Here is a 21,100-nt window from a genome sequence, read left to right on the forward strand (position 1 = left end):
GTTATTTTTTTGCTGTTGCGTAATTTTATTTCACGCAGATCTAACAGATTTAGGCAGATTTAAAATAGATTTTTTTTAATCTTTTTAATCTGTGGCAAAACCAAAAACTTGGCGAACTTTGCGCAACCTTTGCGTCTTTGCGGTTAAGAAAACTTTAAACAGCCATTCTTTTTAATTCTAAAGCATTCAAAATACCTGCTTCACTTGCTGTATTATTAAAATAGATAAATCCTTTTTTGGTATGAATCTGACGGTTTACATGCTGTAATTCTTCTGTAGAATAACTGGAATGAAATAATTTCGGAACTCCATGGAAACGCATGTAAAATATTGGAAAATCTTTGAAAATAGTCTGAGGAAGATTGGGATGACTTACACTGCAAAACGTAATATTATTTGCTTTAAATGCATTCCAAACCTCATCATTCCACCAGCTTTCGTGACGAAATTCGACTACATTTTTAAAATCATAATTCAAGATTCCTATTATCGCTCCTAATTTTTCTTTGCTAAAATCATAGCTTGGCGGAAATTGGAAGAGTATCGCGGCGAGTTTCTCTTTCATTCCTTCTTTACAAACATTATAAAAGTCATTTAAACGGCTTTCGCAATCTATCAGTTTTTTGACATGTGTAATTTCTTTCGGCACTTTGATCGAAAATAAAAAAGATTCGGGCGTTTTATTGTACCAATTTTGAAAAATACGAATGGTCGGAAATTTATAAAAACTACCGTTAAACTCATAAGTATCAAAATGCTGGCAATAAAAATCAAACCATTTTTTGGAAGGAAGATTTTGAGGATAAAAAACAGTCTTCCAAAAACTGTTGTAAAAGCTGGAACAACCTATTTTTACTTGGTTTTTCATATATATAATTGTTGGCAGTTAGTGCAGAAAAAGCTTCTGCGTTTTCGTTCTCCAGTCTGTTTTTTCTCAAATGGAAGATTACATCTTAAACAGACACTTTTGGTATAGGCCTCCCAATGTTGTTTGAGTTCAAATTTTTTCTTCCAATATAAAAATTCGAAGCTGTAAGTTGAGCATTCACCAATGATCTGATTTTTTACATGAGGCGGAATTTTTTCTACAATCGATTCTGGATGAACATAACAGCGGTACAACACTTCGTTTTTTATAATGTTTCCAACTCCAGAGAAAATATCTTGATCTAAAATCACATCACAAATCATCTTTTCAGGCAATTTTTCTATGCTAATTTGCGCTTTCTTCGGATCCCAATTTTCATTCATAACATCAACACTCCAATCGTAATAAGAATTAATGTCACCTTCTAGAATTTTAACTGAACAGGTATAAAAATTAAGTTCTCCATTTTCAAAAACCAAACTCAGTCTGGGCTTAGATTCTTTACGCTCATTGATTCGATAAGTTCCAAACATCAGCATGTGAATTTTTACTGTAAAAGAATCGAAACAGATCAAAAAATGTTTTCCCCAAGTTTTAAAAACAAGAATCTTTTTGTCTTTCAGACGAGAAATATCAACATCAGTATTTCCGGAAACAGAAATTATTTTCTGTCCAGTAAATTGCAAAACTTCTTCTTTTAAGATCAATATGGACGGACCTTCAGGCATATACTATATTTTTATAAAACTAAAAGTGCAGTTCGAAAACTGCACCTTCACTCCTTTCTTTATGCTTTATTCAATTTCAGCAGCTTCTAGATTTATTGCATTTACAGCGACTTCTGTAAGCGTTTTATCAGCACCTTTTTCTTCATCGAGCGTTTGCTCCAACAAAGTAGCGGCCTCTGGCAAACCGAGCGTTTCTGCAAATTGTCTTAGAGTACCATAAGTTGCTATTTCGTAATGCTCAATTTTCTGACTTGCAGCAATAATTCCTGCGTCGCGCACTACTCCAATTTCTGTTTCTTCCAACATTCCTTTGGCTTCTTCAATCAGACCTTCCATGGCATCGCATTTTTTGGCTGTGGCTTTTTTACCAATAATTTTAAATACTTCTTCCAAACGAGTAATTTGTTCTTCGGTTTCGGTTAAATGGTTGTCAATTGCATCTTTCAATTCAACAGAAGAAGCATTTTTAACCATTGTAGGCAAAGCTTTTGTCAATGCTTTTTCTGCCCAATAAATGTCTTTTAGACCTTCTTCAAATAATTCCGTCAATCCAGATGCAGCGTTTGACTTTGGCTTTGTAACTCCTCTTGGCGTTGTTTCTTTTGTAGTTTTACTATCAGTAGTTTTCATGGCAATAATTTTTATAATTAATAGGATTATAAAATTACTGCCTGCGTTTTCTAAGGGGTTATAAGATTTTAGATTAAAATTCTATTCTAAGCACCTGTTAATTACACAATTAGACTTAATAATTCTGTAATACATTCCTTTCTTTTCATGGTAGCTTTGTAAGTACTAATTATAAAAACTAGATGTTATGGACACTATCAACAATAAAAACAGAACGAATAGAGATTTGAATGAGCATATCTCAAGCGACAGAAATCTGGGTAAAGATCTCAACGCTGATATCAAAAAATCAGATAACGATATCCGCGAAATTGCAGAAAGAGGTTATACGGTACGAAATGGCTACAATCCGAATAAGCCAAATCCTGATCAGGAAGATTTTGTAAGTGATGATGATTTAGACGATTTAAATGATGATTTTCATAATGATCGAGACCTCGAAGACAATAACGATGATATTTATGAAGTCGAACTAGAAGATGATAATTATGTCGAAGAAAATGACGAATTCGACAATCCTTCAGATCTAAAAGAAGATGAATATGATTTTAACGAAACCGAAGATGCTTTAGAAGACATTGATGACGACGAAGATGATGAAGACGATTATGTAGAAGAAGATATTGACGAAGACGAAAATGAATATATCGAAGATGATGTTCAGGAAGATAACGATGATGAAGAATATCCAGAAAATGATCCTCGCCGATTTTAATATTTTATTCTAAGAAAAAGAAAAAACCGTTAATTGCTTAACGGTTTTTTTGAGTTTAAAATTTAACTACTTAATCTCCAATAATTTTCAATACTGGAATATCGTCCATACGCGCCAGGCGTTCTGCTAATCCTGCTCTGGCTTCGTTGAGTTCCTGTTCGGCTTTGCCCAATTCTATATACCATTTTTCTTTTCCGACTGGTGATGTTTCCAATTTTCGGACAATTTCATAGATTTCGCCCTCTGCTTCCATTACTTTCAGCCTTTTATAATAAGTCAAACTTTCTGTCATGTGCGCGAGTGCAATCATAGCGGTTAAAAAAGGATGATTATTGGTCACATTTACATCTTTTACTCTTCCGTGTTCCAATTCCACTTTTAAAGCAAAAGCAAATTCTTCCATATTAAAAGCTTCATATTTACTTTTTGGATCTAAATACGCTTTTATTGCATGCACATTATTCATCGTCGAAAGATCAACATCTGTATGTTTTTTATCATTTAAATCCTTGAAAACAACATTTGCAATAGCTCTTGCTTCTGCAATTGTTGGGTCATTTTCAGGATTTTCAAAATCACGAACCGACCAATCCCAATCTTTAGGATGAACTGGCTTTATGTATTTTTCGCAAAAATCTGTCACATCATCTTTTAGGCTTACCATAGCATCTTCTCTCTTTATATAAACATCTTGATAAGCGCCGCTCTTTGTTTTCATGACTGGCTGTTTTTATTTATTAAAACCACAAAACGACACATTTTCAAAGGAATGTGCCGTTTTAAATTGTTCTATATCTATTCTTCTTATACTCTCGTTCTTCCGCTGATTAACGAAATAACGAATAGAACTAAAAATATAAAGAATAAAATTTTAGCGATACTTGCAGCTCCAGCGGCGATTCCACCGAAACCAAATATTCCTGCCACAATGGCTAGAATAATAAAAGTGACTGTCCAACGTAACATAATAATAGTTTTTTAGTTAATACTGATTTTTGATTCTGTTTGTATGTAAATTTTAAGCTTTTGGAGAGATGCAGTAACTCTTTTATGTGCAAGGTGTTTCTAAATTGATTTCATAATTCTGAATCAATTCTGAAAACGCTATTTCTGATTTTGTAAAATATTTTCTTGTGCTTTGGCTTTTTTGAGCCAAAGCAAAATATTTCTGAATAGAACCATCTTCGTAAGTCGAAATCAAAAGCGGATGAACGTAATAATCTTTACAAACTTTTCTCGTGTTTCCGAGTGCTTCAGCTGTTAAATCAAAAGCTGTGATAATGTTCTGTTTGATTTCTTTTTCTTCTGACGTAATTCCCATTTCCATTAAACTTTCAAAGAAAATAATCGATGCTGCCCACGTTCTGAAATCTTTCGCGCTAAAATATTCGCCCGAAATATTGTGCAGATATTCGTTTACAGCATGACTGTCTAAAACTTTTCTTTCGCCGTTTTTATCGTAATATTTAAAAACTTCGTAGCCTGGAATTTCTTCGCAACGGCTTACCAATTTTACCAACTGTTTGTTTCGAGTTGTAATCGTGTGCTGTTTTCCTTTTTTACCAATAAATTCAAATCGAAGCGAATTTTTATTGATATTGATATGTCGTTTTCTTAAAGTCGAAAGTCCGTACGATTTGTTGTCTTTGGCATATTTTTCATTTCCAATTCGAATATGCGTTTCTTCCATCAACCGAATTACCAAAGCCGTAACTTTTTCCTTCGACCATTCTTTCTTTTCCAAATCCAAATCGACTTGTTTTCTAATCGCTGGAAGTTTCGCCCCAAACTCAGCAATTTTGTAAAACTTAGTTTGGTTTCGAATCAAATTCCATCTCGGATGATAACGATATTGTTTTCTATTTTTAAGATCTGTTCCAACGGCTTGTAAATGACCATTTGTAATATCTGTGATTCGAACATTTTCCCATGCAGGCGGAAGAACCAAACTATTAATTCGTTTAATTTCGTTTTTGCTCTTTACCTCTTTCCCTTTCTTTTTATAAACGAAATTCTCTCCTTCGCGGCAGCGTACAATTGTCAACTGATTGTCATTAATGTATTCTAAGTCTAGTTTTTCGATTACTAAATGTGGCTCTTTAATCAGCTGATTCATTAAATTCTCTTTTCTCGCCGCGTTCATGGTATTTAAATTTTTATCACAAGAATATATTATTTTAAATTTTAGTTATTTCTTAAAGATTCGATTAGGTCTTTTTTATTCATATAAGATCTTCCTTTTATCCCTACTTTACTGGCTTGTTTTAGAAGCTCCTCTTTCGTCCATTCGTCATAAGGCTTTGCTTTTCCACCTTTCTTTCCAGCATCTGGAGTATTAGCGATACGAGCTGATTTTTCTTTGCTGTATCCTTTTTTTACCAATGCTTCATATTGCGCTTCATTCTTAATTCTTGGATCTGGCATGGCTTTTATTTTTATAGGATTAAAATTCTAAAAATCTCATAAGTCAAAGTTCCTCAAAAAGTAAGGCGATTTTGTTATAGAATTTTGGTCAGAATTTTCAAATTTTTGAGATGGGAATTCTGAAAGGTAAAATGTAAAATGAGAGTTGTGGAATATTTGCAAAAAAAAAATCCCAACTCTTTTGGAGTTGGGATTTTTCTAAATTCATTTATTTTAAATAATCTAATTCAATAAACTGTAAAAAAAATGTTCATCATTTTGAACAGGTATCTTTAATACACTAAATAATTTAAAATATAAATTGGTTATTACTGGGCTTATTGCAAATTTTCCTTTTAGAATATCAAGGCTATTTGAAAGTAGATATTTATTCTCAAAATCGTTAAATTCTATTTCGCAATTTATAATATTTTCCATGATCCTTTTTTCTAACTCAACTGCATCCATATCCTCTACTTCACTAGCATGTTCTAGGGCTAAAACATAAAATCTATTTTTCGTTATATCGACACTTCTATCATTTAATTGAATAAATTTCATCAAGAGAATAAGAGTTTCAAAATACAATTTTTTATTTTTTACGTCACAAACATAATCAGAATAACTAGTTTTAATAATTCTCTCTGTTCGAATTGTACTACCTATAACATCTTTTTTAAAGTTATAGGTTTTCTTCACTCCAAACTCATCTTTTTGTATATCAAAAGTAATATTTTCCGATTCTGTTTTTACTTCATTATCAATGCTTTTAATATTAGTAATGGGTTCTTCATATTCAAACTCATCTTCTTCATCCTGAGCAATTGTTCTTTTAATACCAACAAAAATCGTTTTTATTCCAATTATAAATAAAAATCCTGATAATGCATATTTAAACAAAAGTTCATAAGCTACTGACAAAGCGTTATTATCGCCTGATTTGCCAAACAAGTTATAAGAATATATTCCTAACCCAGTTATAAATACCCCTAATAAAGCTTGCGAAATTGGATTATCTTTTTTGTTTCCCATAAATTTGATTTGAGTTGTTGATTTACAGGAACAAATATTAAATTATATCACAATTAATCCTTACGGGAAAACGTAATTTGGTTTAATTTTTTAACAAAATCTAATCACATTTAAGCTTCTTATAGTCCTTTGTTTTTTGGTCATATTCAAAGCATGTCTTTTTTACCAAAACCATTTTATTATTGACTAATTTATATTCGGTTCTTTCAATGCTTCTACCTGCGCAACATTGATTGTGTTCAACTATTCTTTTTGTTTTGCTGTCAAATTCTAATGAAGTGCCAGTAAAACTGCTCTCAAAGTATTTTCCTGTTTGCGGATTGTATAGAAAATATACTCTGGAAGTATTTGGTCCTGCATAACTTGATTCGAAAACAGAAAATTCCTCAAATCCATCAAAATTGTAGTCTCCAACACTTACATTAAATAATCCCAAATTCGGAGATCCTATGTCAATTTTCTGAATTAATTTATCGGTCTTTTTTTCAATTACTTTTATTCCTGAAACTCCAAAAGAACCATCGTTATCTTTCGAAATAACCAATTTAATATACTTTCCCTTCATAGAAACGGACTGTAGAATTTCTCTTTCCGTCCATTCTTCACCTGTATTAGAATTTAAATCAAATTCTTTTGTCAAACTAATTTTAAGTTCCTTTCCTGAATTTAAATCTTTCCAAATCCCTTTTAACTGATCGTTTTCTGCATTGTAATTTTCGAACCTCAATTTTGCAGTTTCTTTTCCGCTTTTATCTTTTTCTGTAAATACCAAAGTTTTGCCCGAAAGCTTGGCATTTAAAACAATCGGAGTATCGTAATTAGAATAAGCATAAATCGCTGTTCCTTGTCCATCTGAATAAATATCGGTTACAAACTCAATTGGATATTTATCAATAAAACCTTTATAATTGATTTGGGCTGATACAAAAGCTGTCGCTAGAAGAAATAGGAATGTAATTTTTTGTTTCATGAATCAGATGTTTTCCTTAACTCGTTATAATTTATATACAAACATACATTTCTAATTTATAAAAAGCATCCAAATCCTATAACAATCCCTAAAAATCCTGTAAATTTTTCTTACAGCTTCTTAATAATTTTACATTATAACATTAAACTATTAAAATCATGAAAAAGTTACTATTAGCCGGAAAAACCATTTTAGGAGCAGGACTACTTATATTATTCCTTCAATCTTGTAAAAACGAAACCAAACAGGAAGACCCAAAAGAAGTTGCAGAAGATGCAAACGAAGCAAAATTTGATTCGATTGACAGCAAAGAAGACGATTCTGAATTTTTAGTAGATCAAGCCGAAATTAATTTAGCTGAAATCGAAATTGGTAAACTGGCTCAAACAAAAAGTACCAATCCTGAAGTGAAAAAATTTGGTAAAATGCTTGTTGACGAGCATACTAAATCGGCTTCTGAAGTAAGTGCTTTAGCAAAAGCTAAAAACTTTACTCTACCAACTTCTCTAACTGAAGAAGGTCAAGAGGAATACAATAAATTAAACGAAAAATCTGGAGTTGATTTCGATAAAAAATTCGCTGACATGATGATTGATGGTCACGAAAAAGCAATTAAAAAACTAGATAAAGCCGCAAAAGATGCTAACGATCAAGAAGTAAGAACTTGGGCTTCTAACAATATTGCAGGTTTAACAGCGCATTTAGAACACGCTAAAATGCTGAAACAAAACCTAGACAAAAAGTAAAATAAATTTAATTGGTTATTATTTATTTTATAAAATGCTAAGATTCTGAGCCTCTAAGATTCTAAGTAATTGAGAATCTAAGAACCTCAAATCTTTGCTAAATAAACCCCTCAAGAGTTGAATTGCTTGAGGGGTTTTCTTTTTTTTAAGGTGTAAAGTTGCAGAGATACAAAGGCTCAAAGGTTTTGCCTTTGTCCCTCTGAATCTTTGTTCCTTTGAACCTTTTAAAATTATTTCCCCGCTTGCTTCTGCAAATGTTCTGGATATCTTGATCCTTCAATTGTTATTTTTGAAGCTGCGTTTTCAATTTCTGCAAGATCTTGTGCTGAAAGTTTTAACTCTACTGCGCTAAGATTTTCTTCTAAGCGATGTAATTTTGTTGTTCCTGGAATTGGTGCAATCCAAGGTTTTTGAGCCAAAATCCAAGCAAGTGCTACTTGTGCATTTGTTGCTCCTTTGTCAGCAGCAATTTTAGATAATAAATCTACTAAAGCTTGGTTTACTTTTCTTGCTTCTGGTGTGAAACGCGGTAAAGTATTTCTAAAATCTGTACTGTCAAATTGCGTGTTTTCATCAATTTTAGCTGTTAGAAAACCTCTTCCTAGCGGACTGAAAGGCACAAAACCAATTCCTAATTCTTCTAATACAGGAAAAATTTCTTCTTCTGGAGTTCTCCACCAAAGCGAATATTCGCTCTGAAGTGCAGTAACAGGCTGAACCGCGTGCGCACGACGAATGCTTTCTACACCAGCTTCTGAAAGTCCAAAATGTTTTACTTTTCCTTCTTGAATCAAGTCTTTAATAGTTCCTGCAACGTCTTCCATTGGCACATTCGGATCTACACGATGCTGATAATACAAATCGATTACATCTGTGTTCAATCTTTTTAAAGAACCTTCAACGCTTTTTCTAATCCATTCTGGACGGCTATCTAATCCTTTTTTAGAATCGCCTTCCAAAAATCCGAATTTAGTAGCAATTACAATTTTATCACGAAAAGGCGCTAATGCTTCTCCTAATAATTCTTCGTTCAAAAATGGTCCGTAACATTCTGCTGTATCAAAAAAGGTAATTCCTTTTTCATAAGCCGAACGCAACAAACTGATCATTTCGTTTTTGTCATGAGCTGGCCCATAACCAAAACTCATTCCCATGCAGCCAAGTCCTAATGATGAGACTTCTAAGCCGCTATTTCCTAGTTTACGTGTTTGCATATTTTTTTTAAAGTTTCTAAGGTTCTGAGATGCTAAGATTCTAAGTTTTCTTATTCGTATCTTTAAATCTCAGTCACTTATTTATTATTTAGTAAATATGCTAAGGTTCTAAGCGCAAAAGAAAAAACTTAGCATCTTAGAACCTTAGCAACTTAGTATCTTATTTTAAAGACTCCATATCAATTACAAAACGATATTTAACGTCTCCTTTTAATAATCTTTCGTAGGCATCATTTACATCATTAACACTGATTACTTCGACATCTGATGTGATATTATGTTCTGCACAGAAATCAAGCATTTCTTGAGTTTCAGCAATTCCTCCGATAAGAGATCCTGAGAAGCTTCTTCTTCCTAAAATCAAGCTGAAAGAAGTTACAGGAAGCGGATCCATTGGTGCTCCAACCAAAGTTAAAGTTCCATCTACTTTTAATAAATTTAAGTACGAATCGATACTGTGTTCTGCAGAAACGCAATCTAAAATGAAGTTTAAACTTCTAGCATGAGCTGCCATTTGCGCTTCGTCTGTAGACAATACAACCTCATCTGCTCCAAGACGTTTTGCATCTTCTGTTTTAGATAAAGATGTTGTAAAAACTACTACATGAGCACCCATAGCTTTCGCTATTTTGATTCCCATGTGACCAAGACCACCGATACCTACAATTCCAACTTTCTGTCCAGGACCAACTTTCCAATGTTTTAATGGCGAATAAGTTGTAATACCTGCGCACAATAATGGAGCAACAGCTGAAAGTTCTAATTTATCTGAGATGTGTAATACAAAGCTTTCATCAACTACAATACTTTGAGAATATCCTCCAAAAGTTTGTCCTCCTAAGTGTTTGTCTGGCGAATTAAAAGTCTGAATGTTTCCTTCATCACAGAATTGCTCTAAGTCATTTTTGCAATGTTCGCACTCTCTACAAGAATCAACCATACAACCAACTCCTGCCAATTGACCAACTTTAAAACCTTTTACGTGATCTCCAACTTTAGTCACTCGACCTACAATCTCATGTCCCGGAACAATCGGATAAATAGTGCCATGCCATTCATTTCTAGCTGAGTGCAAATCTGAGTGACAGATTCCGCAATATAAAATTTCGATTTCTACGTCGTGTGCTTGTACTTCTCTTCTTGTAATATCTAGAGTTTTTAATGGTGCTTCGGCTGCTTCTGTACCAAAGGCTTTAATACTTTTTGTTTCCATAATTTTTTATTTGTTGTTATTGTTTTTTTGTTTCAAGTTTCAGGTTTTTAAACCGTTCTGAAATCGCAATAGAGATCCGGCTGATTCATACTGATTCACAAACAGTTATATAAATTTCGATTATTTTAATCGAATCAAAAAATATAATCTGTTATAAATCAGCAAAATCTGCTTAAAAAACTTAGCGCCTCAGTATCTTAGTATCTCAGAACCTTAAAAAGAATAATATTCTTCATCAGTAACACTGTCCAACCATGTTCCAGAACCTTTGTCTACTTCTGTGACAATTGTGATGTGAGAATATCTAGTTTTCGGAGTTGCTCCGTACCAATGCTCTACACCTGGTAAAACTGTGATTACTTTTCCTTTTTCGATAAGATTAATTTGCCCGCCTCGTTCTTGGTAATATCCAACTCCATCGGTTACAATGATTAATTGCAGACTTGCGTTACTGTGCCAGTTACTTCTTGCTCCGGGTTCAAAAGAAATATCTTTGATAACAGTATTTTCGGGGTGAATTTCGCTTGTCTGCTTTTTATATGACACTTCGCCTGTCATATAAGTATTTGGAATTTTACCTTCTTCGATTACAGCAGTGAAATGTGTCGACATAATTTCGTTGTTTTTAGGTTAATAATTAATTTTAAAGTTGTTATTATTTCAGTGAAATAATCAGTACAGCGAATCTCTTTCTAGAAGGAGATTTTGATTTTTAGCAATACTTTAAAAATTTATATTTTTCTACTATCAAAAATTTTAAAACTAAATAGTAAAGCTGGACATCGCTTTTGTGAAGTATTATTTAGTCATTTAAAAACTGATACAAAGATTCGTTGTTTATTTCAGGGCAAATGTAGAACAATACTACAATGCCGAAATAACAATATTCAAACAAAAAATTAAGAAATTGAAACAATTTACATCCGAAGCGATTTCGGAACCGTTCCTGTAAGTCTTTTAAAGTAATTATTGAAATAACTCGGATATTCAAATCCAAGCGAATAACCAATATCAGAAATGCTCCAATCTGTATGCTGCAATAAAGCTTTTGCTTCGTTGATGACTCTATCGGTAATGTGTGCCGTAGTTGGTCTTCCTGTAATTTCTTTTACCGAACGATTTAAATGATTTACGTGTACAGAAAGGCTCTGCGCGTAATCCTGAGGTGTTTTTAAAGCTAAAGGCTGGTTTTTAGTCTCTATCGGAAATTGTCTTTCTAGCAATTCTAAAAACAAAGAAGTAATTCTCGAAGAAGCATTTTTATGTTTAAAAAAGTTCTCTGAAGGCTGCATTTTCATTGATTCATGAATAATCAAATTAACGTAACTGCGCATCAAATCGTCTTTAAATGCATAATCTGTATCATATTCTTCAATCATTTTTCGGAATAATGAATCGATAAACACTTTTTGTTCAGGGGTTAAAGTAAAAATTGGTGTTCCTCCTATTTTGAATAAAGGCGATTCCTGAAGTGTTTCTGATCTGTCTTTGGTTTTAAAAAACTCTTCCGTAAAAACACAGGCATAGCCTTCGTATTTCTCAGAAACAGTTTCCCAAGAATAAGGAATAATCGGATTACCAAAAAACAGAATTGTTCCGTCGGTTTCTATTCCGCGGTCAGCGTATTGTATGATGCTTTTGCTGGTATTAATGCAAATTTTATAAAAGTCTCTTCTACTGTAAACGGGAACTTTACTGAAATCACCATTTATAGGATAAACTTTAAAACCTTTCATCTTCAAATCTGAAGTGAAATCGCAATTCTGAGTTTCTGTTTGATTATTCATTTTGCAAAGTTATGAAAATCAAACATTATTCTTTTGTTAATTTTTTGTTTGAAATTTAACCGCAAGGCACGCAAAGATTTTTTGCAAAGTTCGCAAAGTATTTTTTTAAAGGGATATGCTCGCAAAGTCGCTGAGGCGCAAAGTTAATTTTCACGCAGATTTTACAGATTTAAGCAGATTTAATTTTGATCAATAATAATCTGTATTTATCTGCTTAAATCTTTTTTTAATCTGCGTGAAACTATTTTACAACTAAAGTTCCTATCAGCAATCCTTTCGCGGAAGCAGACAAAACCACTTCTTTTCCATTTTCATCTTTCTGGATAATGATTTGAGCATAACCATTAAAAAGCTTTCTCTTCCAAGATTCCGCAGGTGTTATGACTTGAATAGTTCCTGGATCTGTATTCATAACATCCCAGTCTTTTACTTTTTGCAAAGGAGTTGAGGCAATGTGAATTGTATTTTTTCCTTCTTTTAAAATAGAGGCATTCAAAATATATTTTTGAGCATCTTCTTTACTTGGTTCTACTTTATTTCCGTTCACAAAAACTACAGTTTCTACTCCTATTTTTTTATAAAAGAAACTCACCACATTGGAAGCTGAATTATTTTTCAAATCAAATTCACCTTTATAAATATACGACGGCGCTTGTTTTTTATAATCACGATCTTTAAAAGCTTCTGTCCATTCATTTTCAGAATAATTTGGCAAATTCTGAGGCAGAGTCGCATTTGTTTCTTTTTGTTCTTTAAAATTACTTATAGCAACCAACTCTATGTTATCAATAAACTGATCTCTTTCTAACGAAGTTGGATCTCCATTTCCAACTCCTAAAATTTTTCCACCTTTTACAGAGAACGTAATTTCATCATTTACTGTTGGAACATGCAAACCATTTTTATCTGTCGTTTCAACCGTTATGACAGAAACATTTCCTTTAAAAACATTTTCCTTATCTAATGATAATTTGATATTTTCTGATTTTCCAGTTGTTTTTTGAACATCAGTCAAAACTTTTTTACCGTTTTTATATCCAATGGCTTCTAAAGTTCCTGGAGCGTAATTTACTTTCCATTCTAAATGTCCGTTTTGTTCCATTTTCTTTTTTCCTAAACTCTTTTTGTTTAGAAAAAGCTCTACTTCATCGCAATTCGAATAAGCCCAAACATCAATTTGCTTGCCTTCCATTCCGCTCCAATTCCAATGCGGGAGCAAATGCAAAACTGGCTCTTTTCCCCACCAAGATTTTAAATAGAAAACATTGTCTTTCGGGAAACCGCAAACATCCATCATTCCGAAATAAGAAGTTACAGACGGCCAACCATAAGGCGTCGGTTCGCCACGATAATCAAAACCTGTCCAGATAAACATTCCTGCCAAATAAGGCCTTTCAGCATAGAATTTCCAGCCTTCTTCTATACTGTAAAAAGTTGGTCTAGGCTTTTTATCGTAAGCACTTTGATAATGTTTTGTATCATCTATAAAATAAATTCCTCGTGTTGCAAACGTCGAACCTTCTTCGGTTCCCATTCCTGGCTGCTGTTTAAACTGATTTCTGTGGGCATCTATATCTCCGTTTCCTAAATAATTATAACCCATAATTTCAACTACATTAGAAATTCCGCTTTTAAATCCACTGCTGATTCCTACTGTTACGGGTCTTGTCGGATCAATGCTTTTGCTGAAATCCTGCATGATATTCGTAATTCTTTCGCCTGTAATTCCGCCTTCAATCTGCCATTCTTCATTTCCAACCGACCAGCAGAAAATACTCGGATGATTACGGTCACGTTCCATCATTCGCTGTAAATCATTTAAATGATAATCGTTAATTCCCATCAATCGAGTTTCATCAATAACGAGCATTCCTAATTTATCACAAGCATCCAACAATTCTGGCGTTGGCGGATGATGCGAACAACGATACGCATTGGAACCCATTTCTTTCAGTTTTGCAATTCTGTAATACTGAATTTCATCTGGAAGCGCTGTTCCAATTCCGGCGTGATCTTGATGGTTGTTTGTTCCTTTCAGTTTTACAGGTTTTCCGTTAAGAAAAAAACCATTTTCTGGATCAAATTTTATTGTTCTGATTCCGAAAGAGGTTTTATAGCTGTCAATTACTTTTCCTTCGCTTTTTATTTCTGTAATTAATTGATATAAATTTGGCGAATCAATATCCCATAAAAGCGGATTTTTGACATTTAATTTTGACGAATAAGCATTTGTTTTGTAGAATTCAGGAGCCTTAACATTTTCAGAATTTATAGCAACTTGTTTTCCTGAAACATCCAAAATTGTTTGATTTATTTCTACATTTACTTTAAAATGACCTTTATTTTCGAGCTTTACTTCTGCGGTAATCGAAGCATTATCATTTGTAATTTCTGAAGTAACATAAGTCCCGTTTTGAACTACGTGAATCGGATTTGTTTTCTGCAAATAAACGTGTCTATAAACCCCTGCGCCTTCATAAAACCATCCTTCTTCCATCGAAGCATCAACTCGAACAACGATTGTATTTTCTCCTCCATAATTTACGTAAGCCGTTACATCATACTCAAAACCATTATAACCGCTTTCTTGTGTTCCTAAATAAAATCCGTTAAAAAAGACCTTTGAATTTCTAAAAACACCATCAAATTTTAAAGAAATAATTTTTCCTAAATCATCATTAGAAACATTTATCTTTTTTCTGTACCATCCAATGCTTTTCTCAGGATAGTTTTTACCCGCTGCTTTAAATCCGTGGCTGAAACTTGCGCTTTCGCTAAAAGGCTGTTCGACTGCCCAATCGTGCGGCAAATCTAATTTTCTCCAAGCACGATCGTCAAAATCTTTTGCAGCAGGCCCGTCGCCAAATCCAGTTTTAGTTAAATAGGAAAAATAACCTTCTGCGTGACCGAAATCTTTTTTGGTATCGTACAAATGTCCGAATGAAAATCGCCAATCTTTATCAATTAAAATAAGCTCTCTGTTCGATTTGTTTTGCGCACAAACAGGAATTGAAAATAGAATTAAAACATAAAAAATTGTTCTTAGTAAAAAAGTGGTTTTCATAGGTTTGGTTGTTAGTAAAATCAAATAACGATAAAAATAAGGCTTTTAAAGAAAAAGAATTAATAGTATTTTATCAAAACATGATAACTCGTTCATCTCAAATAGCTATAAAGCAGGTTTTAAAATTTAGAATGAATCTAATGGCTTTAGATTTAAAAATGATTTTCTTTTGGCGTAATTTTATATTAAAATCACAAAAAGCAATTACACTATGAGTACTATTATTAACGAAAATAGACTCCAAAGTACTTTTAAAAGCCTTGATCATAAGATTAGTAAACTTAATGATCAGAAGATTGTTGCCTTTTTTGAATCTTTAGGATTATTAGAAAGAAAAGATGTTCCGAAAGACTTTTTGAATTGGGAAAATATAATAATTGTTGTTCCTAATCGACATGTTTCGCACGAACTGAAATATTATAAATATACGATTTCACGAATTTCATTTTTAACAAATCCTTACGCAGATCAAATTCATATTTTTGATCTCAAAGATTGGAAAAACGCATCGGGAAACAAAACGCAGTTTCAGATTAGAGAAATGCTGAAAACGAGTTTTGGCGGGGTGAAGAAAGTTATTAAAGAGTCTTAGAAAAAATTAAAAGCCTAATCATTACGATTAGGCTTTTTTATTTTTAAGACGTAAAGCGCTTTTCTCTTAAATCAATTACTCTACAAACAAAGTTTTGATTTTATCTTCTAAAGCCTGTCCGTGAATATTTTTTGCTACGATAATTCCGTTTTTATCAATTAAAAAGTTTAATGGAACAGCTTGCAACATATAATCGCCAACTACTGGAGATTGCCAGTATTTTAAGTCGCTAACGTTTGTCCAAGGCAATTTTGCTTTTGCAATTGCTCCTGTCCATAATGGCTTTTTTGTATCCATAGAAACACCATAAATAGATAAGTAACCAGCATATTGATTGTGTAATTTTATCAATAGAGGTTGCTCATCAATGCAAGGTTTGCACCAAGAAGCCCAAAAGTCAACTAAAACCCAAGTACCTCTTAAAGAAGACAATGCTATTTTTTCTCCTCTTGCATTTGGAAGATCAATTTCTGGAGCAATATCTCCAACATCTACACCTACAACTTGTGCTTTAGAACTGGTAATTACGCAACATAAGAACGCTACGATAAGTAAAGTTTTTTTCATGATTAAGTTTATTTAATAAATTATGGGGCTGTTTTAGTTTCTCGCAATTCTGACAGCTATCACGATTACGAGATTTTTCTAAAAACAAATATAATTTTTCTTTGACAAAATCCCTAAGCTTAATAAAAACTTTCTCCTATCCTATCATAAATTTATCCTAAATCTTATTTGCTTAATTGGTATATCGAGAAAAGTCGATATATTTGCGCCATGGAAACGATCGAAATTTTTAAAGCATTATCCAATAAATCCAGATTACAAATGCTGGAATGGCTAAAAGAACCAGAAATTAACTTTCCGGGACAGCTTGAACATGCTGGATTTGAGCACGGTGTCTGCGTTGGGCAGATTCAGGCTAAAGCTGGTTTGACACAATCCACAGTATCCGAATACCTGTCTATTTTACAGCGCGCTGGTTTTATCGAAGCCAAACGTGTTGGACAATGGACTTATTATAAACGTAACGAAGGTGCCTTTGAAGCACTCAGTAAATTAATTCAATCTAATTTGTAAAATTACTATGAGTACAAACAACCTATTTTCTGAATTTAACCTAAAGACGTTAAATCTTAAAAACCGAATCGTAATGGCGCCAATGACGCGCTCTTTCTCTCCTAACGGAGTTCCAACGGATGAAGTCGCAGCTTATTACCAAAAAAGAGCTGAAGGCGAAGTTGGATTAATTTTATCTGAAGGAACTGTTATTGACAGGAAATCTTCTTCTAATGATGCTAATGTTCCTCACTTTCATGGTGATTTGGCTTTAAACGGATGGAAAAAAGTTATTGACGAAGTTCATGCTGCGGGCGGAAAAATGGCTCCGCAGATTTGGCATATGGGAATTATGGACAACCACCATTCTGGATGGGTTCCACCAGTTCCTTTTGAAGGTCCGTCTGGATTAAACCGTCCTGATTTTAGAAATGGTGTTGCCATGACTGAAAAAGATATTGAAGAAACTATTCTTGCTTTTGGAAAAGCTGCTGCTGATGCTAAAAGATTAGGTTTTGATACTGTTGAAATTCACGGTGCACACGGTTATTTAATTGACCAATTCTTTAGAGCTGAAACTAACTTGCGTGAAGATATTTATGGAGGAAAAACACTTCCAGAACGTAACCGTTTTGCCATTGAAGTAGTAAAAGAAGTGAGAAAACAAGTTGGAAATGACTTTGCTGTAATTATGCGTTTTTCTCAATTTAAGCCTTCTGATTACAATTATAAATTGGCTAAAAATCCGCAAGAATTAGAAGCTTGGCTTACTCCTCTTGTTGATGCTGGTGTTGATATTATTCACGCTTCACAGCGTCGTTTCTGGGAGCCAGAATTTGAAGGTTCTGATTTAAACTTTGCAGGATGGGCTAAAAAAGTAACGGGAGCTCCAACTATTACAGTGGGTTCTGTTGGACTTTCTGGTGATTTCTTCGGAGCATTTGCTGGAGAAAGTTCTGAGCCAACTTCTTTAGAGGAATTAAACAGACGTTTCGACAGAGGTGATTTTGATTTGGTTGCTGTTGGAAGACCTCTTTTATCTGATCCAAACTGGGTTGCTAAAATCAAAGCTGGAAAAACAGATGAATTAAAAGGTTTCACTAAAGAAGCTTTAGCAGAATTAGTTTTAGAATAAGTTTTTTTTAAGATCCAAAGTTGCAAAGGTTCAAAGGGACAAAGTTTTTCCCTTTGAACCTTTTTTATTTTCTATAATACAGGTTTTAAATTCAAATCTGTGTAAATCTGCTGAAATCTTTTAAAATCTGCGTGAAATACTTTTGCGCATCAATTTTTCACGCAGATTTTAAAAGATTTCAGCAGATCAAATTCGATTTTATTTATTGTATTTCACACAACGAATTAAAATTTAGTATAAAACATTTATCTTTGCAGTCGATATGAAATTCTTGAACAGCATATTACGTCTTCCATTTTTCAGCACTTATTATTATGCAATAATATCTGCTCGGATAGGCTATGCATATAATTCAACGTATTCACGACTATAAATTAAATCGATAAATTATATAAACCTTAAAGCCCGGGCATTTTGTCCGGGCTTTTTTATTTTCAAAAAAATGGAAACAATTCAAAAACTAAAAGAAAATGCCGCCATATTTCTTCCTGAAAATGGCTTAGAAGAAAAATTAAATCAGGCTGAAAAAGAGAACAGAAAATTAATTATCAAACTAGGTTTTGATCCAACTGCTCCAGATTTGCATTTGGGACATGCTGTTGTGCTTAAAAAACTAAAACAATTTCAAGATTTAGGGCATCAAATCGTCATTGTTGTGGGAAGTTTTACAGCTAGAATTGGTGATCCAACTGGAAAAAATAAAAGTCGAAAGCCTTTAAGCATTGAAGAAGTTCAGCATAATGCAGAAACATACATTTCGCAATTATCTAAAATTATTGATGTTGAAAAAGCTAAAATTGTTTTTAATTCGGAATGGTTGGACGAACTTCCTTTTTCTGAAGTAATTCAGATTATGTCGAATGTGACAGTTGCACAATTAATGCATCGAAATGATTTTAATAAACGTTTTACTGAAAATACACCAATTGCAATGCACGAACTGGTTTACCCCATTTTGCAAGGTTTTGATTCGGTTAAAATTAATGCTGATATCGAAATGGGCGGAACAGATCAGTTATTTAATTGCACAATGGGGAGACAATTACAAGAAAGTTTTAAACTTTCAGGACAAATTGTGATGTGCATGCCTTTACTGAAAGGATTGGATGGAAAAGAAAAAATGAGCAAATCGCTTCATAATACAATCGGATTGATTGACGAACCGAATGAAATGTTTGGCAAAACCATGTCAATCCCCGACGACCTTATTTTGGAATTTTTGGAATTGACAACCGACTTTTCATTCGAAGAAAAAGAAGAAATTAAGAAAAGATTAGAGAATGAAAACCCGATGAATATTAAAAAATTGATTGCTAAAAATATCATCAGTCAATACCATAATCAAAATGAAGCAGAACAAGCAGAACAATTTTTCATTAATCAATTTCAAAGTAAAAATGCAGAAACAAAATCGTTTATTCCTGTTTTAATTTCTTCTTTAGAAAATAAGACTGATGAAATGGCATTAATAGATCTTTGTGCATTCATCAAAAATGACATTACAAAATCAGCCAACAGAAGATTGATTGAAAGCGGCGCTGTTCAGATTAACAATGAAAAAATTATCAATCCATATGAATTGATTTCGTTGAAAAAAGAAACAAAGATTAAAATTGGAAAAAGAAACTTTTACGAATTACAATAGTTGTTTTTCATTGGAAATAATAAATAAAAAAGGGATAAAACAAAACGTTTTATCCCTTTTCGTATTTGTAACTAACAAAAATTACAAACTCTAAAAAAACTCTTTATGCTTGTATTATCTTTTTATTTTGAAACTTCTTGACAAGCCAATTTCTAACTGGTTCATCGTATAATTTCAAACATACAAAAGCCAATATTATGCTTACAATTAGAACTCCAATTCCTTCTAAATATCCTTTTTCCATAGTTACTTTATTGTCTACAACCCAAGCTGTAAACCAGTAAATTAACGGATAATGTGTAATATAAATTGGATATGAAATATCTCCTAGAAGTTTACATATTTTTAATGAAAACTCGTTTTTAATCTCTCCTCCTGCTCCAATTGCTACAATAAGTGGAAAAATTAAAATAATACAAATTGATTCGTAAATACCGTTGATCCAAAGGCTATTTTCGTCTCCGAATCTTGGCAATGCTAAAACAATCGTGATTAAAATACTGCAAATCCAAAATGCATTTTTTACATGGATTAATTTTCCTAAACGGCATAATAAAACTCCAGCGAAAAATGGGAATAATAGTCGTGTAAAACCAACATTCATTTGTTCCAAATTCAGTGACCATCCGCCAATTACATCTCCTTTTGGTCCAAAAACTGTATAATTAATTAACAGTCCGGCAAATATCAATACAAAAACTGACATTACTTTATTCGAAAATTTACGGAAGATTAAGGCGTACAAGATGTTTGCAATATATTCGAAAAAAAGTGACCATGCCGGACCATTTAAAGGATGCATTTCTCCCCAACCTCTAATTTCTAATGAAGGCGGAATTGGCAATAATGTAAAACCAATTACCATAGTTAGAATAACTTTCCACACTTCCATTCCTCCAATCATTGGAAATAAAATATCTGAGGCTTGAAAATAATAAAATATTGCCCCGATTATCATTCCCATGATCACCATTGGCTGTAAACGGATTAATCGACGTTTGTAAAATTCCCATTGCGTCATTTTTCCCCAGCGATCATCATACGCGTAAGCGACAACGAATCCAGATAAAAGGAAAAAGAAATCTACAGCAAGATATCCGTGGTTTATAATTTGTACAAAACGATTTCCGCCTGCAAAAGCTTCAAAAATATGAAAAGCAACGACCAAAATAGCCGCAACTCCACGCAGTCCGTCCAGAATTTCGTAATGTTTTTTTGGTTTAATATTCATTTGGTTGATAGTTTATTGTTGATGGTTGATGGTTGATGGTGTCAGTTGAGAGTTAAACTAGTGAATTA

At 33.1% G+C, this 21,100-nt stretch carries 22 protein-coding genes; 6 read left to right on the forward strand and 16 right to left on the reverse strand.

Features of this window, described 5'->3' with window-relative positions; genetic code table 11:
* Positions 1–154: 154 nt before the first annotated feature.
* The 3 genes from ACE01P_RS05240 to ACE01P_RS05250 form a co-directional block, all read right to left on the reverse strand.
* Positions 155–868: a DUF72 domain-containing protein gene (locus tag ACE01P_RS05240; RefSeq protein WP_379695025.1), complete on the reverse strand. Its 714-nt coding sequence runs from the start codon at positions 866–868 to the stop codon at positions 155–157.
* Complete coding sequence (locus ACE01P_RS05245; RefSeq protein WP_379695026.1) at positions 865–1,596, reverse strand: DNA-formamidopyrimidine glycosylase family protein; 732 nt, start codon at positions 1,594–1,596, stop codon at positions 865–867. Before ACE01P_RS05245 ends, ACE01P_RS05240 begins: the two co-directional genes overlap by 4 nt.
* A 66-nt stretch (positions 1,597–1,662) precedes the next feature.
* Entirely contained in the window at positions 1,663–2,226 is a 564-nt protein-coding gene (locus tag ACE01P_RS05250; protein WP_379695028.1) for a ferritin-like domain-containing protein, read from the reverse strand.
* A gap of 187 nt (positions 2,227–2,413) precedes the next feature.
* Here ACE01P_RS05250 and ACE01P_RS05255 point away from each other — a divergent pair, with 187 nt between their 5' ends.
* On the forward strand, positions 2,414–2,941 hold the full coding sequence (locus ACE01P_RS05255; protein WP_379695030.1) for a hypothetical protein: 528 nt from the start codon (positions 2,414–2,416) through the stop codon (positions 2,939–2,941).
* Between the two features lie 70 nt (positions 2,942–3,011).
* Here the strand turns inward: ACE01P_RS05255 and ACE01P_RS05260 are convergent, their stop codons facing one another.
* The 6 genes from ACE01P_RS05260 to ACE01P_RS05285 form a co-directional block, all read right to left on the reverse strand.
* Positions 3,012–3,659, reverse strand: a complete 648-nt coding sequence (locus ACE01P_RS05260; protein WP_379695032.1) for a DUF5661 family protein — start codon at positions 3,657–3,659, stop codon at positions 3,012–3,014.
* 86 nt (positions 3,660–3,745) lie between these two features.
* Positions 3,746–3,907: a DUF1328 domain-containing protein gene (locus ACE01P_RS05265; RefSeq protein ID WP_082586828.1), complete on the reverse strand. Its 162-nt coding sequence runs from the start codon at positions 3,905–3,907 to the stop codon at positions 3,746–3,748.
* Positions 3,908–3,989: 82 nt separating this feature from the next.
* Positions 3,990–5,084: a DNA topoisomerase IB gene (locus tag ACE01P_RS05270; protein ID WP_379695034.1), complete on the reverse strand. Its 1,095-nt coding sequence runs from the start codon at positions 5,082–5,084 to the stop codon at positions 3,990–3,992.
* Positions 5,085–5,125: 41 nt separating this feature from the next.
* Complete coding sequence (locus tag ACE01P_RS05275) at positions 5,126–5,365, reverse strand: Rho termination factor (RefSeq protein ID WP_379695036.1); 240 nt, start codon at positions 5,363–5,365, stop codon at positions 5,126–5,128.
* A 222-nt stretch (positions 5,366–5,587) separates the two neighbouring features.
* Positions 5,588–6,376, reverse strand: a complete 789-nt coding sequence (locus ACE01P_RS05280) for a hypothetical protein (RefSeq protein WP_379695038.1) — start codon at positions 6,374–6,376, stop codon at positions 5,588–5,590.
* A gap of 100 nt (positions 6,377–6,476) precedes the next feature.
* On the reverse strand, positions 6,477–7,346 hold the full coding sequence (locus tag ACE01P_RS05285) for an XAC2610-related protein (RefSeq protein WP_379695040.1): 870 nt from the start codon (positions 7,344–7,346) through the stop codon (positions 6,477–6,479).
* A 158-nt stretch (positions 7,347–7,504) separates the two neighbouring features.
* On the opposite strand from ACE01P_RS05285, the gene ACE01P_RS05290 reads away from it, so the two are divergent.
* Complete coding sequence (locus tag ACE01P_RS05290) at positions 7,505–8,092, forward strand: DUF4142 domain-containing protein (RefSeq protein ID WP_379695042.1); 588 nt, start codon at positions 7,505–7,507, stop codon at positions 8,090–8,092.
* A gap of 230 nt (positions 8,093–8,322) precedes the next feature.
* On the opposite strand, the gene ACE01P_RS05295 is transcribed toward ACE01P_RS05290, so the two are convergent.
* The 5 genes from ACE01P_RS05295 to galA all read right to left on the reverse strand — a co-directional run bounded on the left by ACE01P_RS05295 (position 8,323) and on the right by galA (position 15,370).
* Positions 8,323–9,306 carry an aldo/keto reductase gene (locus tag ACE01P_RS05295; protein ID WP_379695044.1) on the reverse strand — a complete coding sequence of 328 codons (984 nt, stop codon included), beginning with the start codon at positions 9,304–9,306 and terminating at the stop codon, positions 8,323–8,325.
* A 160-nt stretch (positions 9,307–9,466) separates the two neighbouring features.
* The gene (locus ACE01P_RS05300) at positions 9,467–10,519 is read right to left on the reverse strand and encodes an NAD(P)-dependent alcohol dehydrogenase (RefSeq protein ID WP_379695045.1); all 1,053 of its coding nucleotides are present in this window, start codon (positions 10,517–10,519) and stop codon (positions 9,467–9,469) included.
* 213 nt (positions 10,520–10,732) lie between these two features.
* On the reverse strand, positions 10,733–11,131 hold the full coding sequence (locus ACE01P_RS05305) for a cupin domain-containing protein (RefSeq protein ID WP_379695047.1): 399 nt from the start codon (positions 11,129–11,131) through the stop codon (positions 10,733–10,735).
* 305 nt (positions 11,132–11,436) lie between these two features.
* Complete coding sequence (locus ACE01P_RS05310; protein ID WP_379695049.1) at positions 11,437–12,306, reverse strand: helix-turn-helix domain-containing protein; 870 nt, start codon at positions 12,304–12,306, stop codon at positions 11,437–11,439.
* Between the two features lie 241 nt (positions 12,307–12,547).
* Entirely contained in the window at positions 12,548–15,370 is a 2,823-nt protein-coding gene (galA, locus tag ACE01P_RS05315; RefSeq protein ID WP_379695051.1) for a beta-galactosidase GalA, read from the reverse strand.
* A gap of 211 nt (positions 15,371–15,581) precedes the next feature.
* On the opposite strand from galA, the gene ACE01P_RS05320 reads away from it, so the two are divergent.
* Positions 15,582–15,962: a hypothetical protein gene (locus ACE01P_RS05320; RefSeq protein WP_379695053.1), complete on the forward strand. Its 381-nt coding sequence runs from the start codon at positions 15,582–15,584 to the stop codon at positions 15,960–15,962.
* A 75-nt stretch (positions 15,963–16,037) separates the two neighbouring features.
* On the opposite strand, the gene ACE01P_RS05325 is transcribed toward ACE01P_RS05320, so the two are convergent.
* A complete protein-coding gene (locus ACE01P_RS05325; protein WP_379695055.1) occupies positions 16,038–16,529 on the reverse strand; it encodes a TlpA family protein disulfide reductase in 492 nt (163 codons plus the stop codon).
* A gap of 210 nt (positions 16,530–16,739) precedes the next feature.
* On the opposite strand from ACE01P_RS05325, the gene ACE01P_RS05330 reads away from it, so the two are divergent.
* The 3 genes from ACE01P_RS05330 (at position 16,740) to tyrS (ending at position 19,801) form a co-directional block, all read left to right on the forward strand.
* On the forward strand, positions 16,740–17,042 hold the full coding sequence (locus ACE01P_RS05330; RefSeq protein WP_091496855.1) for a helix-turn-helix transcriptional regulator: 303 nt from the start codon (positions 16,740–16,742) through the stop codon (positions 17,040–17,042).
* A 7-nt stretch (positions 17,043–17,049) separates the two neighbouring features.
* Positions 17,050–18,156 (forward strand): NADH:flavin oxidoreductase, encoded by a 1,107-nt coding sequence (locus ACE01P_RS05335; protein WP_379695057.1) that lies wholly within the window; start codon positions 17,050–17,052, stop codon positions 18,154–18,156.
* Positions 18,157–18,598: 442 nt separating this feature from the next.
* Positions 18,599–19,801, forward strand: a complete 1,203-nt coding sequence (gene tyrS / locus ACE01P_RS05340; protein WP_379695059.1) for a tyrosine--tRNA ligase — start codon at positions 18,599–18,601, stop codon at positions 19,799–19,801.
* A 103-nt stretch (positions 19,802–19,904) separates the two neighbouring features.
* Here tyrS and ACE01P_RS05345 read toward each other — a convergent pair whose 3' ends face one another.
* Complete coding sequence (locus tag ACE01P_RS05345; RefSeq protein ID WP_379695061.1) at positions 19,905–21,032, reverse strand: acyltransferase family protein; 1,128 nt, start codon at positions 21,030–21,032, stop codon at positions 19,905–19,907.
* Between the last annotated feature and the right edge of the window lie 68 nt (positions 21,033–21,100).

It is taken from the genome of Flavobacterium sp. HJSW_4, assembly GCF_042436695.1.
In the GTDB taxonomy this organism is placed as follows: domain Bacteria; phylum Bacteroidota; class Bacteroidia; order Flavobacteriales; family Flavobacteriaceae; genus Flavobacterium.

What these genes read in the sequence shown, in the direction of transcription:
- ACE01P_RS05280 (WP_379695038.1), bottom strand. Translation starts at nt 6,376, where the DNA reads ATGGGAAACAAAAAAGATAATCCAATTTCGCAAGCTTTATTAGGGGTA.
- ACE01P_RS05240 (WP_379695025.1), bottom strand. Translation starts at nt 868, where the DNA reads ATGAAAAACCAAGTAAAAATAGGTTGTTCCAGCTTTTACAACAGTTTT.
- galA (WP_379695051.1), bottom strand. Translation starts at nt 15,370, where the DNA reads ATGAAAACCACTTTTTTACTAAGAACAATTTTTTATGTTTTAATTCTA.
- ACE01P_RS05335 (WP_379695057.1), top strand. Translation starts at nt 17,050, where the DNA reads ATGAGTACAAACAACCTATTTTCTGAATTTAACCTAAAGACGTTAAAT.
- ACE01P_RS05290 (WP_379695042.1), top strand. Translation starts at nt 7,505, where the DNA reads ATGAAAAAGTTACTATTAGCCGGAAAAACCATTTTAGGAGCAGGACTA.
- ACE01P_RS05270 (WP_379695034.1), bottom strand. Translation starts at nt 5,084, where the DNA reads ATGAACGCGGCGAGAAAAGAGAATTTAATGAATCAGCTGATTAAAGAG.
- ACE01P_RS05330 (WP_091496855.1), top strand. Translation starts at nt 16,740, where the DNA reads ATGGAAACGATCGAAATTTTTAAAGCATTATCCAATAAATCCAGATTA.
- ACE01P_RS05320 (WP_379695053.1), top strand. Translation starts at nt 15,582, where the DNA reads ATGAGTACTATTATTAACGAAAATAGACTCCAAAGTACTTTTAAAAGC.
- ACE01P_RS05255 (WP_379695030.1), top strand. Translation starts at nt 2,414, where the DNA reads ATGGACACTATCAACAATAAAAACAGAACGAATAGAGATTTGAATGAG.
- ACE01P_RS05265 (WP_082586828.1), bottom strand. Translation starts at nt 3,907, where the DNA reads ATGTTACGTTGGACAGTCACTTTTATTATTCTAGCCATTGTGGCAGGA.
- ACE01P_RS05310 (WP_379695049.1), bottom strand. Translation starts at nt 12,306, where the DNA reads ATGAATAATCAAACAGAAACTCAGAATTGCGATTTCACTTCAGATTTG.
- ACE01P_RS05300 (WP_379695045.1), bottom strand. Translation starts at nt 10,519, where the DNA reads ATGGAAACAAAAAGTATTAAAGCCTTTGGTACAGAAGCAGCCGAAGCA.
- ACE01P_RS05285 (WP_379695040.1), bottom strand. Translation starts at nt 7,346, where the DNA reads ATGAAACAAAAAATTACATTCCTATTTCTTCTAGCGACAGCTTTTGTA.
- ACE01P_RS05345 (WP_379695061.1), bottom strand. Translation starts at nt 21,032, where the DNA reads ATGAATATTAAACCAAAAAAACATTACGAAATTCTGGACGGACTGCGT.
- ACE01P_RS05275 (WP_379695036.1), bottom strand. Translation starts at nt 5,365, where the DNA reads ATGCCAGATCCAAGAATTAAGAATGAAGCGCAATATGAAGCATTGGTA.
- ACE01P_RS05245 (WP_379695026.1), bottom strand. Translation starts at nt 1,596, where the DNA reads ATGCCTGAAGGTCCGTCCATATTGATCTTAAAAGAAGAAGTTTTGCAA.
- tyrS (WP_379695059.1), top strand. Translation starts at nt 18,599, where the DNA reads ATGGAAACAATTCAAAAACTAAAAGAAAATGCCGCCATATTTCTTCCT.
- ACE01P_RS05305 (WP_379695047.1), bottom strand. Translation starts at nt 11,131, where the DNA reads ATGTCGACACATTTCACTGCTGTAATCGAAGAAGGTAAAATTCCAAAT.
- ACE01P_RS05295 (WP_379695044.1), bottom strand. Translation starts at nt 9,306, where the DNA reads ATGCAAACACGTAAACTAGGAAATAGCGGCTTAGAAGTCTCATCATTA.
- ACE01P_RS05250 (WP_379695028.1), bottom strand. Translation starts at nt 2,226, where the DNA reads ATGAAAACTACTGATAGTAAAACTACAAAAGAAACAACGCCAAGAGGA.
- ACE01P_RS05260 (WP_379695032.1), bottom strand. Translation starts at nt 3,659, where the DNA reads ATGAAAACAAAGAGCGGCGCTTATCAAGATGTTTATATAAAGAGAGAA.
- ACE01P_RS05325 (WP_379695055.1), bottom strand. Translation starts at nt 16,529, where the DNA reads ATGAAAAAAACTTTACTTATCGTAGCGTTCTTATGTTGCGTAATTACC.